Below are 14,795 nucleotides of genomic sequence, written 5' to 3'. Positions count from 1 at the left end.
CCGGACGTTCGTCAACATGGGTACGCCCGTCACCGGATCGGGATCGGAACCGTTTCGCGCGCGCCGGGCAGGAACCGGGCCAGCCAGTGCGAGCGCCCGGCGGCCAGGGGGGCCAGGACCGCGAGGACGAGCACATAGCCCGCGATGAACGGGGAGAGCCGTTCGTCCAGACCCGCTACCGCCGCCATCGTGGCGAGGATCAGGGCGAACTCGCCGCGCGCCACCAGGGTCGTGGAGATGTTCGCCGTGGCCTGCGGGCCGAATCCGTACACCTTGGCGGCGGCGAGCCCGGCCACGACGTTCATGGCGAGCGTCACAGCCACGGCGGCCAGGACCGGCCAGAGCACGGTCGGCAGATCGCCGGGGTTGATGGAGAGGCCGAACGCGAAGAAGAAGATCGCGCCGAAGGCGTCGCGCAGCGGGTGGACCAGCTTGAGGATGCGTTCCCCCGAGGTCGTGCTGCCGAGCATGAGCCCCACCATGAAGGCGCCGATGGCGTCCGCGACCCCGAACCACTCGGAGATGCCGGCCACGAGGACGGCGGCACCGAGGAAGGAGATGACGAGTAGTTCGTCGTCCCGGGTGTTGATGAGCTTGCCGATGACCTTGGTGCCGAACCGGGCGGCCAGCGCGAGGATCAGCAGGAATCCGAAGGCCTTGCCGCCGTCGACCGCGGCCGAGGCGAGGCTGTCGGCGCCCGAGAGGATGGGCTGGAGAGCCGCCAGGTACAGAGCCAGGAACACGTCCTCGACGACGATGATGCCGAGGATCGGCTTGGTCTCCGGATTGCCGATGCGGCCGAGATCCACCAGGACCTTGGTGACGATGGCCGACGACGATATGCCGAGCACCCCGGCGAGGACCAGCGCCTCCGAGGTGCCCCAGCCGAGCGCGAAGCCGAAACCGAGTCCGGCGCCGACGTTGAGGGCGAGGTAGGTGCCGCCCGCGACCGCCATCTTGCGGCCGCCCGCCTTGAGGTCGTCGAGGTGGAACTCCAGGCCGAGATAGAAGAGCAGCAGCACGAGACCGAGTGCGGAGAGCATCTCCAGGTCGTGCGGGTCGGCGACGAGGACGATGCCGGGGGTGTGCGGGCCGAGCAGGATTCCGGCCAGGATGAACAGGGGGATGGTCGGCAGTCCGATGCGGCTGCCGACGCGGGCGAGGATGGCGGCGGCCAGGAAGGCGCCGCCCATGGCGATGAGCGTGTCTGCGTGTCCGATGAGCTTGATCCTTCGCTGGGTCAAGAGAGCGTCAAGAAATCGTCAGTAATTAGTTTACCGAACGATTGACGTTGCAACTATGCCCGCCCTGGTGGACTCACGACGACGGGCGGGCGACGAAGGACGGGCGACGAAGGCGGCAGCCGGCGGGGGAGGGGGTGGGAGTGTCCGCTCGTAGGCTCAGGTCATGACCGCATCACGCGCACAGCTGACCCTGGCCGAAGTCGAGGCCATCGCCCGCGAGGCCCATGCCGCGCAACGGGACAAGGCGGGCAGGCCGTACGGCGAACACCTCGCGGCCGTCGCGGAGGGGGTGCGGGCCCGGGGCGGAAGTGACGAGCAGATCGCCGCGGCCTGGCTGCACGACGCGGTCGAGGACGACGCGCTGTCGGAGCGGTGGCTGGCCGGGGCCGCGCTGCCGAGGCAGGTCAAGGACATGGTCCTGGCCGTCACCAAGCGGGACGGCGAGGACCTTCACGCGTACTCCCGGCGCATCCTGGCCACGCCCGGCGCCCTGCTGATCAAGGAGGCCGACCTCGCGCACAACGCCGACCCGGCCCGCCTCGCGGTGCTGGAACCGGCAACCCGTACCCGGCTGACCGAAAAGTATGCGCTGGTACGGGGGGTGCTCGGGCTCGCAGCCCCGCATTCGCCCACCGAGCGTCGGGATTGAGCCAACACGTCGGAGCCCGGCCCATGAACGGGCCGGGCTCCGACGTGTCCGGTGTGTGTCCGATGCGTCCGTTGTCCGGTGGCGGAGCCGCGGACTCAGAGCTTCGCGGACTCCCGCCGGAACGCCCAGTTCATGTCAGGCTCGGTCACGCACCGCAGGGCGCGCCGTACCGGTGGCGTGCACATCAGGGTCACCCCCGTCGAGGCGACGACGGTGACCAGCACCAGACCGGTCGGCGAGATCAGCCAGTCGTTCCGGTCGAAGAGGCCGGAGTATTCGGCGCCCTTCACCATGAACCCGTGCAGCAGATAGCCGCAGATCGTGCCGGCGCCGAGCACCGTGAACCACATGCGGCGCCGGGGAACCCAGGACAGGAACCCGGCGGTGAGCAGCGTCGCGCACGCGAACAGGGTGAGCGTCATCACCGCGCCCGACCACCATGGCGCGCCCAGGTCCTGGGCGGCGTAGTCACGCAGGAACCAGTCCGTCGTCATCCGGGGCGCCAGCCAGTAGGCGAGGGCCAGCGCGGCGGCGAACAGCGGCAGAGCCAGCATCCGCACCTCGCGGCGCTGCACCAACTGGAAGTGCTCCGGCTTGAGTTGGAGCCCGAGTACGAAGAAGGGGAGGAACTGCAGTACGCGCGGCAGGTCGAGGTGCTCGGTGATGCCGGGGGTGGCCGAGGCGAGGGCGGCGATGACCAGGGAGACCGTCAGCGGGTAGCGCATGCTGCGCCACAGCGGGGTGGTGAGCCGCCAGATGAACAGGGCGATCAGGAACCAGGCGAGGTACCAGGGGTCGGTCAGGCTGATCGGGGTGTCGGGTTCGCCGTTCGCGTACCGCCGGAACAGCGTGTAGGCCGTCTCGAACACCACGTACGGCACGGCGACAGTGGTGATCAGGCGCTTCGCCTTGGCCGGGCTCATGTCGAACGAGCGTGAGAAATAGCCGGAGATGATGATGAAGGCCGGCATGTGGAAGGTGTACGTGACCATGTACATCGCACGGGCGGTCCTGCTCCCGTCCATGACCGGCACCCATGAGTGGGCCACCGCGACCAGCACGATGGCCAGGTACTTGGCGTTGTCGAAATAGGCGTCACGCCTCGTCGGGGCCGGCGCCTTCGCGGGTGGGCCGGGTGACGGCACCGGACCGTCGGCCGTGGCCACCGCTGCTTTGTGTCTGGGCTCCGACTCCTGGGTCGTCGGTGGGATCGTGGCCCTCTGGAATACGTTCGGAGCTTGGAACATCTCAGGCACCCTAGACGCCTCGATTGCCATTCGTAAAACTGCCGTCGGATATTGCGTGTTCCCGTTCGAATGAATGCCAAACCATCGAAAACTGTCCGGTATGCACGCGTTAATCCCCCTTAAATGGCGCGTATCGACAAGTAGTTGAAGAGCGTGAATTACGTCTCGCTCGGGCGTCGGAATTGCCTGTGAATGAACTGTGGGGATATAGAAACGATCACCGTTGCAAGGGGTCGGGCATAAGGAGTCCCGCCGTCGGGCACTCGGTCGCGGGGGGCCCCGGCCCGCCGGCCCGGGGGGCCCCCCCCCCGGCCGGGCAAAGGCGGGGGGCGCCGGGGGGCCGGGGGGGGGCACATCCGCCCCCCCGCGGGGGCCCCGGGGGGGGGGCCCCCCGGGCCGGGGGGCCGGCCCCCCCCGCGACCGAGTGCCGTCAAGTGCCGGGCGCACAGGGGGCGCAGGGGGCGCAAGATGGCGCGATATCGACAGGTCGATTCGTCAGCCTGCAGCGACCACAGGGGAGTTGGTGGCACGATGGATGTCCACGGAGGCGTGCGCGACCGCACACCTCCGGGCCGGCAAGGCGGACCGACCGAGGGTGTGAGCAATCGTGGCCATTTCGCTGTCTGTGGTGCTTCTTTTGGCGATCATCCTGGTGGTCCTGATCCGAGGCGGCTCCATCAAGGCCGGACCCGCGGTCGTCGCGGTGCTCTTCGGCTTCTTCCTGGCATCGACCGGCATGGCGCCCTCGATCCAGAAGTTCATGGACTCGATAGCGCAGAGCATCAACCAGATCAGCTTCTGACCGGGCGCCCGTCTCTCCCGCGCGTCCGCGCGGGGGAGCGGCCCGGGACCGGATACGCGAAAGGCCCGGTCCGGCGGACATCCCCGAGGGGATCCGCCGGGCCGGGCCCGAAGCATGGAGCGGGCGACGGGAATCGAACCCGCGTAGCTAGTTTGGAAGACTAGGGCTCTACCATTGAGCTACGCCCGCATACAGCACACCCCAGGTCACGGGGACCGAGGTACGAGAAGCATCGTAGCGGGTCGCGGGTGCTGTCCGCACACCCCATGGCCCCGCGCGGCTTCCGGTCCGGCGGCGGCCGCACAAAGCGTCCGACGCACTGCCCGTCTGCATGTACCCTACGTGTCGCACCGACGGGGTGTGGCGCAGCTTGGTAGCGCGTCCGCTTTGGGAGCGGAAGGTCGTCGGTTCGAATCCGGCCACCCCGACCACCGGCAAGATCGCGTTGTGGGAGTTCTCCCCCTTGCCGTTACTATGCAAAATGCGTGCCCGTGTGTCTGATGTACCGGGCTCGGTCCGCGAAGCCGCCTCCTGTGCGGTGGAGCAGAACCCCAAGAAGTCAGCCACCAAGGAGACCGAACCGTGAAGAGCGCCGTGGAGACCCTGAACCCGACCCGGGTTCGGCTCAGCATCGAGGTGCCCTTCGAGGAGCTCAAGGACAGCCTCGACGCGGCGTACAAGAAGATCAACCAGCAGGTCACGGTGAAGGGGTTCCGCAAGGGCAAGATCCCCAACCGGGTCATCGACCAGCGGTTCGGCCGCGGCGCGGTGCTGGAGGAGGCCGTCAACGACGCGCTCCCGAAGTTCTACACCGAGGCCGTCAACGAGGGTGAGCTCAACGTCCTCGGCCAGCCGGAGGTCGACATCAAGGAGCTGAAGGACGGCGAGCTGCTCTCCTTCACCGCCGAGGTTGACGTACGCCCCGAGATCGAGATCCCGGACTACTCCGGCATCGAGGTCACCGTCGACGCCCTTGAGGTCAGCGACGAGGACGTCGAGAAGGCCGTGGAGCAGCTGCGCGAGCGCTTCGCCTCGACCAACCCGGTCGAGCGCGCCGCCGCCGAGGGCGACGTCGTGACGATCGACCTGCAGGCCAAGGTCGAGGGCGAGGTCCTCGAGGACGGCATCGCCGAGGGTGTCTCGTACACCATCGGTTCCGGTGAGCTCCTCGAAGGCATCGACGACGCCGTCACCGGCCTGGAGGCGGGTGGCGAGGCCACCTTCACCTCTCAGCTGAAGGGCGGCTCCGCCGAGGGCAAGGACGCCGAGGTCACCGTCAAGGTCACCGCCGTCGCCGCCCGCGAGCTCCCCGAGCTGGACGACGACTTCGCCCAGATGGCCAGCGAGTTCGACACGCTGGAGGAGCTGAAGGCGGACAGCCGCAAGCGCCTGGAGAACACCAAGCAGTACGACCAGGCCACCCAGGCCCAGGAGCGCGTCCTGGAGGAGCTGCTGAAGCTCGCCGAGGTCCCGATCCCGGAGAAGCTGCTCGCGGACGAGGTCCAGACCCGCAAGCACAACCTGGAGCACCACCAGCTCGGCCAGATGGGTCTCGACCTGGAGAAGTACCTGGAGATCCAGGGCAAGACCCTTGAGGAGTTCGAGGCGGAGACGTCCGAGCAGGCCATCAAGGGCATCAAGACCCAGTTCATCCTGGACGAGCTCGTCAACAAGGAGAAGCTGAACGTCAACCAGGAGGAGCTCACCGAGCACCTCATGCGGCGTGCGGCTTCCTCCGGCATGAGCCCCGACCAGTTCGCCCAGGCCGTCGTCGAGGGTGGCCAGGTGCCGATGCTCGTCGGCGAGGTCGCCCGGGGCAAGGCGCTGGCCGTGGTCGTCGAGGCCGCCAAGGTCGTCGACACCAACGGTGAGATCGTCGACCTGGAGGACGAGGAAGAGGCGGCGGAGGAGGCCACCGAGGTGGTCGAGGCCGCCGAGGGCACCGCCGACGCCGCCGAGGAGAAGACCGAGGCCTGAGCCTCGCGCTGAACCCGCACGACGGGCTCCGGACGCCAATGGCGTCCGGAGCCCGTCGTCGTATCGGCGCAGGTCCCCTACAACCCTTGTGCGGACTGCGGAGCTTGCGCTCCCAGCGAACAGTTGCGGAAGCGGGATGGCGTTGTCCCACCTGCGCGTTAGGGTCCATGAAGAGGAAGGGTCGGGTAGTCCCGGCCCACCCGGTACGAAGACGCTGAGACGGCCGGAGCCGTCAGAGACGAGCAGGTGGATACGTGACGAATCTGATGCCCTACGCCGCCGGAGAGCCGTCCCTCGGTGGAGGCCTCGGTGACCAGGTCTACAGCCGACTGCTCGGCGAACGCATCATCTTCCTCGGTCAGCAGGTCGACGATGACATCGCCAACAAGATCACCGCGCAGCTGCTTCTCCTTGCCGCCGAGCCGGACAAGGACATCTACCTCTACATCAACAGCCCCGGTGGTTCGGTGACGGCCGGCATGGCGGTCTACGACACCATGCAGTACATCCCGAACGACGTCGTCACCATCGGTATGGGCATGGCGGCCTCGATGGGCCAGTTCCTGCTCACCGGCGGCGCCGCCGGCAAGCGTTTCGCGCTCCCGAACACCGACATCCTCATGCACCAGGGTTCGGCCGGCATCGGCGGTACGGCCTCGGACATCAAGATCCAGGCCCAGTACCTGCTGCGCACCAAGCAGCGGATGGCGGAGATCACCGCCCTCCACTCCGGCCAGACCGTGGAGACGATCATCCGCGACGGTGACCGCGACCGCTGGTACACCGCGGAGGAGGCCAAGGAGTACGGCCTCATCGACGAGATCATCACCGTCGCATCGGGCGTTCCGGGCGGCGGCGGCACCGGCGCCTGACCCGGTCAGCACCGGATCGCGCCGTACCGCACCGCTTCTCTCTCGTATGCCGAGACACCCAGCCACAGAACGCCACCAGGATGGTGAACACCCACATGAACAACTTCCCCGGCGCGTCCGCGAGCGGCCTCTACACCGGCCCGCAGGTGGACAACCGCTACATCGTCCCGCGCTTCGTGGAGCGCACCTCGCAGGGCGTGCGTGAGTACGACCCGTACGCGAAGCTCTTCGAGGAGCGCGTGATCTTCCTCGGCGTGCAGATCGACGACGCCTCCGCCAACGACGTCATGGCGCAGCTGCTGTGCCTGGAGTCGATGGACCCGGACCGGGACATCTCGATCTACATCAACAGCCCCGGCGGCTCGTTCACCGCGCTCACCGCGATCTACGACACGATGCAGTTCGTGAAGCCGGACATCCAGACGGTCTGCATGGGCCAGGCGGCCTCCGCCGCTGCCGTGCTGCTCGCCGCGGGAACGCCGGGCAAGCGCCTGGCGCTTCCGAACGCGCGGGTCCTGATCCACCAGCCGTCCTCGCAGACCGGCCGTGAGCAGCTCTCCGACCTGGAGATCGCGGCCAACGAGATCCTGCGGATGCGGACCCAGCTGGAGGAGCTGCTGGCCCAGCACTCCACCACCCCGATCGAGAAGATCCGCGACGACATCGAGCGCGACAAGATCCTGACCGCCGAGGACGCCCTGGCCTACGGCCTGGTCGACCAGATCATCGCGACGCGCAAGAGCGCGGCCGGAGCGGCCGCCTGACGTCGGCCTCTACCCCTTGGTACGGCAGGGTCATGCGGCCCCGGCCGTGTGAACCGTGCCAAGGGGGGCCCGAACGGGGGGCCAGGCAAGGTACCGTCGGATAGAGGCACCAGGAGCCGCTGAACCAAGCGTCTCCCAGGCGAAGGGGAAGCACCTCGTGGCACGCATCGGTGATGGCGGCGACCTGCTCAAGTGCTCGTTCTGCGGAAAGAGCCAGAAGCAGGTGAAGAAGCTCATCGCGGGACCCGGTGTGTACATCTGCGACGAGTGCATCGATCTCTGCAACGAGATCATCGAGGAGGAGCTCGCGGAGACGAGCGAGGTCCGCTGGGAGGAACTTCCCAAGCCCCGCGAGATCTACGAGTTCCTGGAGGGGTACGTCGTCGGGCAGGAGCCCGCGAAGAAGGCCCTCTCCGTCGCTGTGTACAACCACTACAAGCGGGTCCAGGCCGGGGAGAACGGCGGCGGTTCGAACCGTGACGACGCGATCGAGCTCGCCAAGTCCAACATCCTGCTGCTGGGCCCCACGGGCTCGGGCAAGACACTCCTCGCCCAGACACTGGCCCGCATGCTCAACGTCCCGTTCGCCATCGCCGACGCGACGGCGCTGACGGAGGCCGGCTACGTCGGCGAGGACGTCGAGAACATCCTGCTGAAGCTGATCCAGGCGGCGGACTACGACGTCAAGAAGGCCGAGACCGGGATCATCTACATCGACGAGATCGACAAGGTCGCCCGCAAGAGCGAGAACCCGTCGATCACCCGTGATGTCTCCGGCGAGGGCGTCCAGCAGGCCCTGCTCAAGATCCTGGAGGGCACCACCGCCTCCGTACCGCCGCAGGGCGGACGGAAGCACCCGCACCAGGAGTTCATCCAGATCGACACGACGAACGTGCTGTTCATCGTGGGCGGCGCCTTCTCCGGTCTGGAGAAGATCATTGAGTCCCGGGCCGGCGCCAAGGGCATCGGCTTCGGCGCCACGATCCGCTCCAAGCGGGAGATCCAGGCGAGCGACCAGTTCCAGGAGGTCATGCCGGAGGACCTGGTGAAGTTCGGGATGATCCCCGAGTTCATCGGCCGCCTCCCGGTCCTGACCTCGGTCCACAACCTGGACCGCGAGGCCCTGCTCCAGATCCTCATCGAGCCGCGCAACGCCCTGGTCAAGCAGTACCAGCGGCTGTTCGAACTCGACGGCGTGGAGCTGGACTTCGAGCGCGAGGCCCTGGAGGCCATCGCCGACCAGGCGATCCTGCGCCAGACCGGCGCGCGCGGCCTGCGCGCCATCATGGAGGAGGTCCTCCAGTCGGTGATGTACGAGGTGCCGTCCCGCAAGGACGTCGCCCGGGTCGTCATCACGGCGGACGTGGTCCGCAACAACGTCAACCCGACGCTGGTCCCGCGCGAGCCGAGGACGATCGGCAAGGGCGACGACGGGCGGCACGAGAAGTCGGCGTAGCGGTGTCGTAGAGACATACGTAGGGGGCGCCCCGCCGGTTGATCCGGCGGGGCGCCCCTTCGCGTCGCGTGGATCAGATCTTGGTGCGGGAGGTGTTGTAGAGCTTGGCTGTGATGTCCGCCAAATCGCTCTGAGCCATTCCCTTGCCGGTCATGGAGAGGGCCACGTCCACGCCCATCACGGTACCCACGGTGCTGTAGTCGGCCCAGACGCACACGGGGAGGGTGAATTCCTTCGGCCCCTTGGCGGCGGTGCCGTCGCCCTCCTTGTTCAGCACCTTGATGTCCTGGCACTTCATGAGGGCACCCTTGAAGCCGTCCGGCGTGACGGCCTTGGCGCTGCCGACACGCTCGACATCCATTCCCTCCTCGCCCTTCGCGAACTCCGACTCCGCGACGTTGAACGCGTTGTCGATGACCTTGGCCGGGTCGGTGACGTCGCCCCAGTACCCCGAGAGCGTGATCGACTTGCCCGCGATCGGGTTGTCCTCGGTGCCCGACTGGTAATTGGCGCCCGCCTTCTGCGGGTTCTTGATGCCGAGCCCGTCGAGCTTGGTCTTCTCCTCCCCGGTCGGCGCTCCCGACTCCCCGGCGGCGCCCTGCTTCTTGTAGCCGTCCAGCGTCGCCGTCGGCGTCAGCTTGTACCCCTTGGTGGAGTCGTCGACGTCGCTGTTGCTGGCGCCGCCCGATGTCAGGAAGTACACGCCGCCCGCGATGACCGCCAGCGCCACGACGGCCACGCCGATGATCAGGCCGGTCTTCTTCTTCGGCGGGGCGGCCGGGGGGAAGCCCGGCTGCTGGCCGTAGACCGGCTGGCCGCCGTACGGGGGAGCGGGGGGCTGCTGGCCGTAGGGGCCGGGCTGCTGGGCCTGCGGGTAGCCGTAGCCCGGCTGCGGGGGCTGCTGCTGGGGCGGGACGCCCTGGGGGGCCTGCTGGGGATAGCCGTAACCGGGCTGGCCCTGCGGCTGGCCCTGTGGCGGCTGGCCGCCGTAGGGGCCCGGCTGCTGGCCGTACGGTCCGGGCTGGCCCTGCGGCGGCTGACCGCCGTACGGGCCCGGCTGGTTGTAGCTCATCTGCGGTGTCCCCTGTTCGTGATGCTTATACGTTCCGAACATCCTGACGGACGGCCCGCGGGTATGGGACACCGGGAGGCACACCGTTAGTCAACTGCCCGGGAGCGAAGTCTCGGGCTTGCTGCTCGGGTCATCACTGGCTGTGATGGGTCCCGGCCGCGTCCGGCTCTCACGCGATGAGTGTGAGGGCTGGGGCCGTTGACTGGGCCCCGCAGACCCATGCCATCCACCCTCTTCGGGTGATGTTGTGGGACGAGTTGTGGTCCGCGTGCTCGACGAAGCCGCAGGCCTTGCACGCGAAGCGGGCCTGGGTAGGCCGGTTGGTGTGTGCGGTGTGGTGGCACTGGGAGCATTCCTGGCTGGTGTACGCCGGGTCGATGTAGATCACCGGCACTCCGGCCTTCTTCGCCTTGTAGGCGATGAACGAGCCGAGCTGGGCGAAGGGCCAGGAGTGGAGCGTGGTGCGTTGGGGCTTTCTCAGCCGTGCCCGCTCGCGGATACCCGTCAGTTCTTCCAGGGCGATCCCACGACCGGTGCGTTCAGCCTCCGCCACGATCCGCTTCGAAATCCTGTGGTTGATGTCCTTGTTGCGGCGGGCTTCCTTGCCCGCGTACTTCTTCGCCCGCCGCTTCGCGGACTTCGTGCCCTTCTTCTGAAGCTTGGAGCGCAGCGCCCGGTCGTTCGTACGTTTGCGGTTGATCCGGCGCCCGGAGTGGCGCTCGCCGTCACAGGTGGCGGCGATGTTCACGATCCCCAGGTCGACCCCGACGAAGCCCACCGGGTGAGCGTTGAGGGTCTTCTCGGGGATCTCGCAGGTCGCGATCAGGAACCACTTCCCGCCCTGGCGGACCAGGTCGGACTCGCCGTGGCGGTGTCCGGCCAGCACAGCCAGCTGCTCTGCCTGCCCGGTGAACGCCATGCCCTTCAACCGGCCCGCCGTGGTCCAGATGGAGACCGTGCGGGCCTGGTGCTGCCAGGACAGCATGCGGTCGTCGTAGGGCTGGGCCGCGTTCTTGCGGAAAGTGACCGGCTTGCCCGAGACGCGGGTGTGGCGCTTGGTGCCGGGCCGGCCGTACCGGCCGGCCCGGAGGTTGGCCTTCAAGGTGGTGTAGGCGTCACAGGTCTTCTTGATCGCGTGCTGGGCGGCCTGCGCCCCCAGTCCCCAGCGTTATCTGATTTCGGTGTAGGTGTGCTTGCGCAGGCCCAGGGGGCGGTGCACGCCCTCCTCGAAGGCGACCTGTGCGGCCCAGGAAGCAGCCTCGTTGCAGACGTGCAGGGTTTCCTCAAGTGCCTTCGCCTGTACGGGCGTCGGTAGGAGTTTGACCCGCACCACCAGCTTCATGACGGCGACGCTAACACTCCTGCAATCAGTCCATATCGCCCCGATGGGAACAAAGACCCGATCTGAGGAGGGGCAGAACAATTGTCTCCACCCCCCCCACGCGCACTTGGTCTTCACCCTGAAGTACCGACGCGGCCCCTTCACCGACGAGATCCTCGTCCGATGCGAGGAGATCACGCGGGACGTCTGCACCGACTTCGGCGCTGAGCTGACCGAGTTCAACGGCGAAACCGGCCACGTCCATCTCCTGGTCCACTATCCCCCCAAGATCGCACTGTCCCGACTGGTCGGCTCCCTCGAGGGCGTCTCCGCCCGCCGACTGCGCCAGGAGTTCCCCGCCCACATCCGCCGCTACCTATGGGGCGACCACTTCTGGTCCCCGTCCTACTTCGCCGCTTCCGCCGGTGGGACTCCACTCAAAGTGATCAAGGAATACATCGAGAACCAGAAGCACCCCGGCTGAGCCCTCACGTCCGGCCCTGCCGGACCGGCCGTCCCGACGCTCCGCGCCGACTCGATTTCACCGGCTCCGCCGGTCACGACACCGCGACGCTCCGCGTCGCAACCACGGGGTGCGATTCCTCCCGGGCATGAACGCCCGGGGTTCCTCCCAAGAATCCGCTGAACAATCCGGTTTCAGTGCAGTGCTGTGACGGCCCTAAACTGTGGGGCGTGACCGAGAACGCAGCGCAGCAGCCAGCCAGCAACCCCGAACTGCCGACCCAGTACACGCCGGCCGAGGTAGAGGGGAAGCTGTACGAGCGCTGGGTAGAACGCGGTTACTTCGAGGCGGACGAGAACAGCGACAAGCCGCCGTACTCCATCGTCATCCCGCCGCCCAACGTCACCGGATCCCTGCACCTGGGACACGCCTTCGAGCACACGCTGATCGACGCCCTCGTCCGCCGCAAGCGCATGCAGGGCTTCGAGGCGCTCTACCAGCCGGGCATGGACCACGCCGGTATCGCCACCCAGAACGTCGTCGAGCGCGAGCTCGGCAAGGAGGGCAAGTCCCGCCACGACCTGGGCCGTGAGGCCTTCGTCGAGCGCGTCTGGCAGTGGAAGAACGAGTCCGGCGGCCAGATCTCCGGCCAGATGCGCCGGCTCGGCGAGGGTGTCGCCTGGTCCCGTGAGCGCTTCACGATGGACGAGGGCCTGTCCAAGGCCGTCCAGACCGTCTTCAAGCAGATGTACGACGACGGGCTGATCTACCGTGCCGAGCGCATCATCAACTGGTGCCCGCGCTGCCTGACCGCGATCTCCGACATCGAGGTCGAGTACCAGGAGGACGACGGCGAGCTCGTCTCCATGCGGTACGGCGAGGGCGACGAAACCATCGTCGTCGCCACCACCCGCGCCGAGACGATGCTCGGGGACACCGCCGTCGCCGTCCACCCCGACGACGAGCGCTACAAGCACCTGGTCGGCAAGCAGATCAAGCTGCCGCTGACCGACCGCACCATCCCGGTCGTCGCCGACCACCACGTCGACCCCGAGTTCGGCACCGGCGCCGTCAAGGTGACCCCGGCGCACGACCCGAACGACTTCGAGATCGGCAAGCGCCACGACCTGCCCTTCCTCACCGTCCTCGACGAGCGCGCCGTCATCACGGTCCCCGGCCCCTTCCAGGGCCTGGACCGGCTTGAGGCCCGCTCGGCCATCGTCGCCGCGCTGCGCGCGGAGGGCCGGATCGTCGCCGAGAAGCGGCCGTACGTCCACTCCGTCGGCCACTGCTCGCGCTGCAAGACCACCATCGAGCCCCGCCTCTCCCTCCAGTGGTGGGTCAAGGTCGCCCCGCTCGCCGAGGCGGCCGGTGACGCCGTCCGCGACGGCAAGGTCAAGATCCACCCGCAGGAGATGGAGAAGCGGTACTTCGACTGGGTCGACAACCTCCACGACTGGACGATCTCGCGCCAGCTCTGGTGGGGCCACCGCATCCCCGTCTGGTACGGCCCGAACGGCGAGGTCGTCTGCGTCGGACCGGACGACGAGGCGCCCACCGGCGAGGGCTGGACCCAGGACAGCGATGTCCTGGACACCTGGTTCTCCTCCGGCCTGTGGCCGTTCTCCACGCTCGGCTGGCCCGAACAGACCGACAGCCTCGCGAAGTTCTATCCGAACTCCGTCCTGGTCACCGGCTACGACATCCTCTTCTTCTGGGTCGCCCGGATGATGATGTTCGGCCTGTACGTCAACGACGGCGTCCCGCCGTTCGAGACGATCGTCCTGCACGGCATGGTCCGCGACGAGCACGGCAAGAAGATGTCGAAGTCCTTCGGCAACGTGGTCAATCCGCTGGACTGGATGGACAAGTACGGCTCCGACGCGCTCCGTTTCACCCTCGCGCGCGGCGCCAACCCCGGTACCGACGTCCCGATCGGCGAGGAGTGGGTCCAGGGTTCCGCGAAGTTCTCCAACAAGATCTGGAACGCCACCCGCTTCGCCCTGATGAACGGCGCGACGATCGAGGGCGAGCTGCCGTCCGCCGACGAGATGTCGGTGACCGACCGCTGGATCCTGTCCCGTCTCAACAAGACGGTCGCCGAAGTCGACGCGTTCTACGACGACTACCAGTTCTCCAAGCTCAGCGAGGCGCTGCGGCACTTCGCCTGGGACGAGGTCTTCGACTGGTACGTCGAGCTGTCCAAGACCACGTTCTTCGGCGGCGGCCGTCCGGCCGAGGTCTCGGGCCGGGTCCTGGGCGAGGTCCTCGACGTGATGCTGCGCCTGCTGCACCCCGTCGTTCCGTTCGTCACGGAAACGCTCTGGACCGCGCTCACCGGCCGGGAGTCCGTCGTCATCGCCGAGTGGCCGGGGGACAGCGGCTTCCGTGACGACGCCGCCGAGAAGGAGATCGAGCTCGTCCAGCAGGTCGTCACCGAGGTCCGACGCTTCCGTTCCGACCAGGGCCTTCAGCCCGGCCAGAAGGTCCCGGCCGAGCTCACCCTGACCGGCACCCCGCTGGCACCGCACGAGGCGGCCATCCGCCAGCTGCTGCGGCTCCAGCCGGCCGGGGACGGCTTCCACGCCACCGCGTCGCTGCCGGTCGCGGGCGCCACCGTCGCGCTCGACCTGTCCGGCACCATCGACGTCGGCGCCGAGCGCAAGCGGCTGACGAAGGACCTGGAGGCCGCCCGGAAGGAGGCCGCCCAGGCTGTCGCCAAGCTCGGCAACGAGGCGTTCCTCGCCAAGGCTCCGGACAACGTGGTCGACAAGATCCGGGGCCGGCTCACCAAGGCCGAGGCCGACATCGAGCGGATCTCCGGCCAGCTGGCCGCACTCCCGCAGGGCTGAGACGCCGCGGAGCCCCCGTCACCCTCGCAGGAGGGGGCGGGGGCTCTCGCTGTACCCGCCCCGCCGTGCCCGCTCG

Annotated in this window: 12 protein-coding genes, 2 tRNA genes and 1 pseudogene; 9 read left to right on the top strand and 6 right to left on the bottom strand. The window is 68.0% G+C overall.

Features of this window, described 5'->3' with window-relative positions:
- Positions 1-29: 29 nt before the first annotated feature.
- Positions 30-1,193, bottom strand: a complete 1,164-nt coding sequence (locus ACZ4LX_RS16150; protein WP_467644611.1) for a cation:proton antiporter — start codon at positions 1,191-1,193, stop codon at positions 30-32.
- Between the two features lie 214 nt (positions 1,194-1,407).
- Between ACZ4LX_RS16150 and ACZ4LX_RS16145 the strand changes: the two genes are divergently transcribed.
- Positions 1,408-1,893, top strand: coding sequence for an HD domain-containing protein (locus tag ACZ4LX_RS16145; protein WP_467644386.1), 486 nt, complete (start codon positions 1,408-1,410; stop codon positions 1,891-1,893).
- Between the two features lie 95 nt (positions 1,894-1,988).
- On the opposite strand, the gene ACZ4LX_RS16140 is transcribed toward ACZ4LX_RS16145, so the two are convergent.
- Positions 1,989-3,140 carry an acyltransferase family protein gene (locus ACZ4LX_RS16140; RefSeq protein ID WP_467644384.1) on the bottom strand — a complete coding sequence of 384 codons (1,152 nt, stop codon included), beginning with the start codon at positions 3,138-3,140 and terminating at the stop codon, positions 1,989-1,991.
- A 607-nt stretch (positions 3,141-3,747) separates the two neighbouring features.
- On the opposite strand from ACZ4LX_RS16140, the gene ACZ4LX_RS16135 reads away from it, so the two are divergent.
- Positions 3,748-3,942, top strand: coding sequence for a hypothetical protein (locus ACZ4LX_RS16135; RefSeq protein ID WP_145763503.1), 195 nt, complete (start codon positions 3,748-3,750; stop codon positions 3,940-3,942).
- Positions 3,943-4,057: 115 nt separating this feature from the next.
- Here ACZ4LX_RS16135 and ACZ4LX_RS16130 read toward each other — a convergent pair.
- Positions 4,058-4,131, bottom strand: a tRNA-Gly gene (locus ACZ4LX_RS16130).
- 165 nt (positions 4,132-4,296) lie between these two features.
- Between ACZ4LX_RS16130 and ACZ4LX_RS16125 the strand changes: the two genes are divergently transcribed.
- The 5 genes from ACZ4LX_RS16125 to clpX all read left to right on the top strand — a co-directional run bounded on the left by ACZ4LX_RS16125 (position 4,297) and on the right by clpX (position 9,011).
- Positions 4,297-4,373, top strand: a tRNA-Pro gene (locus ACZ4LX_RS16125).
- Positions 4,374-4,524: 151 nt separating this feature from the next.
- Positions 4,525-5,919 (top strand): trigger factor, encoded by a 1,395-nt coding sequence (gene tig / locus ACZ4LX_RS16120; protein ID WP_467644379.1) that lies wholly within the window; start codon positions 4,525-4,527, stop codon positions 5,917-5,919.
- Positions 5,920-6,185: 266 nt separating this feature from the next.
- Entirely contained in the window at positions 6,186-6,791 is a 606-nt protein-coding gene (locus ACZ4LX_RS16115; RefSeq protein ID WP_467644608.1) for an ATP-dependent Clp protease proteolytic subunit, read from the top strand.
- Between the two features lie 80 nt (positions 6,792-6,871).
- Positions 6,872-7,555: an ATP-dependent Clp protease proteolytic subunit gene (locus tag ACZ4LX_RS16110; protein ID WP_467644376.1), complete on the top strand. Its 684-nt coding sequence runs from the start codon at positions 6,872-6,874 to the stop codon at positions 7,553-7,555.
- Between the two features lie 157 nt (positions 7,556-7,712).
- Complete coding sequence (gene clpX, locus ACZ4LX_RS16105; RefSeq protein WP_467644373.1) at positions 7,713-9,011, top strand: ATP-dependent Clp protease ATP-binding subunit ClpX; 1,299 nt, start codon at positions 7,713-7,715, stop codon at positions 9,009-9,011.
- A 73-nt stretch (positions 9,012-9,084) separates the two neighbouring features.
- Here the strand turns inward: clpX and ACZ4LX_RS16100 are convergent, their stop codons facing one another.
- The 3 genes from ACZ4LX_RS16100 to ACZ4LX_RS16090 all read right to left on the bottom strand — a co-directional run bounded on the left by ACZ4LX_RS16100 (position 9,085) and on the right by ACZ4LX_RS16090 (position 11,425).
- On the bottom strand, positions 9,085-10,083 hold the full coding sequence (locus ACZ4LX_RS16100; RefSeq protein WP_467644370.1) for a hypothetical protein: 999 nt from the start codon (positions 10,081-10,083) through the stop codon (positions 9,085-9,087).
- Between the two features lie 169 nt (positions 10,084-10,252).
- Complete coding sequence (locus tag ACZ4LX_RS16095) at positions 10,253-11,185, bottom strand: RNA-guided endonuclease InsQ/TnpB family protein (protein WP_467644367.1); 933 nt, start codon at positions 11,183-11,185, stop codon at positions 10,253-10,255.
- A 66-nt stretch (positions 11,186-11,251) separates the two neighbouring features.
- On the bottom strand, positions 11,252-11,425 hold the full coding sequence (locus tag ACZ4LX_RS16090; protein WP_467644363.1) for a hypothetical protein: 174 nt from the start codon (positions 11,423-11,425) through the stop codon (positions 11,252-11,254).
- A gap of 32 nt (positions 11,426-11,457) precedes the next feature.
- On the opposite strand from ACZ4LX_RS16090, the pseudogene tnpA reads away from it, so the two are divergent.
- A pseudogene (gene tnpA / locus ACZ4LX_RS16085) lies at positions 11,458-11,888 on the top strand (IS200/IS605 family transposase).
- 209 nt (positions 11,889-12,097) lie between these two features.
- Positions 12,098-14,719 (top strand): valine--tRNA ligase, encoded by a 2,622-nt coding sequence (locus ACZ4LX_RS16080; RefSeq protein ID WP_467644361.1) that lies wholly within the window; start codon positions 12,098-12,100, stop codon positions 14,717-14,719.
- Positions 14,720-14,795 lie beyond the last annotated feature (76 nt).

The sequence above is a fragment of the Streptomyces sp. NPDC026062 genome, assembly GCF_055568375.1.
This window is presented reverse-complemented; position numbering and strand designations above follow the sequence as displayed.

Excerpts from the sequence above, each read along its gene's own strand:
- ACZ4LX_RS16110 (WP_467644376.1), top strand. The coding sequence starts at position 6,872 with ATGGTGAACACCCACATGAACAACTTCCCCGGCGCGTCCGCGAGCGGC.
- ACZ4LX_RS16150 (WP_467644611.1), bottom strand. The coding sequence starts at position 1,193 with ATGGGCGGCGCCTTCCTGGCCGCCGCCATCCTCGCCCGCGTCGGCAGC.
- ACZ4LX_RS16145 (WP_467644386.1), top strand. The coding sequence starts at position 1,408 with ATGACCGCATCACGCGCACAGCTGACCCTGGCCGAAGTCGAGGCCATC.
- ACZ4LX_RS16115 (WP_467644608.1), top strand. The coding sequence starts at position 6,186 with ATGCCCTACGCCGCCGGAGAGCCGTCCCTCGGTGGAGGCCTCGGTGAC.
- ACZ4LX_RS16090 (WP_467644363.1), bottom strand. The coding sequence starts at position 11,425 with ATGAAGCTGGTGGTGCGGGTCAAACTCCTACCGACGCCCGTACAGGCG.
- ACZ4LX_RS16140 (WP_467644384.1), bottom strand. The coding sequence starts at position 3,140 with ATGTTCCAAGCTCCGAACGTATTCCAGAGGGCCACGATCCCACCGACG.
- ACZ4LX_RS16100 (WP_467644370.1), bottom strand. The coding sequence starts at position 10,083 with ATGAGCTACAACCAGCCGGGCCCGTACGGCGGTCAGCCGCCGCAGGGC.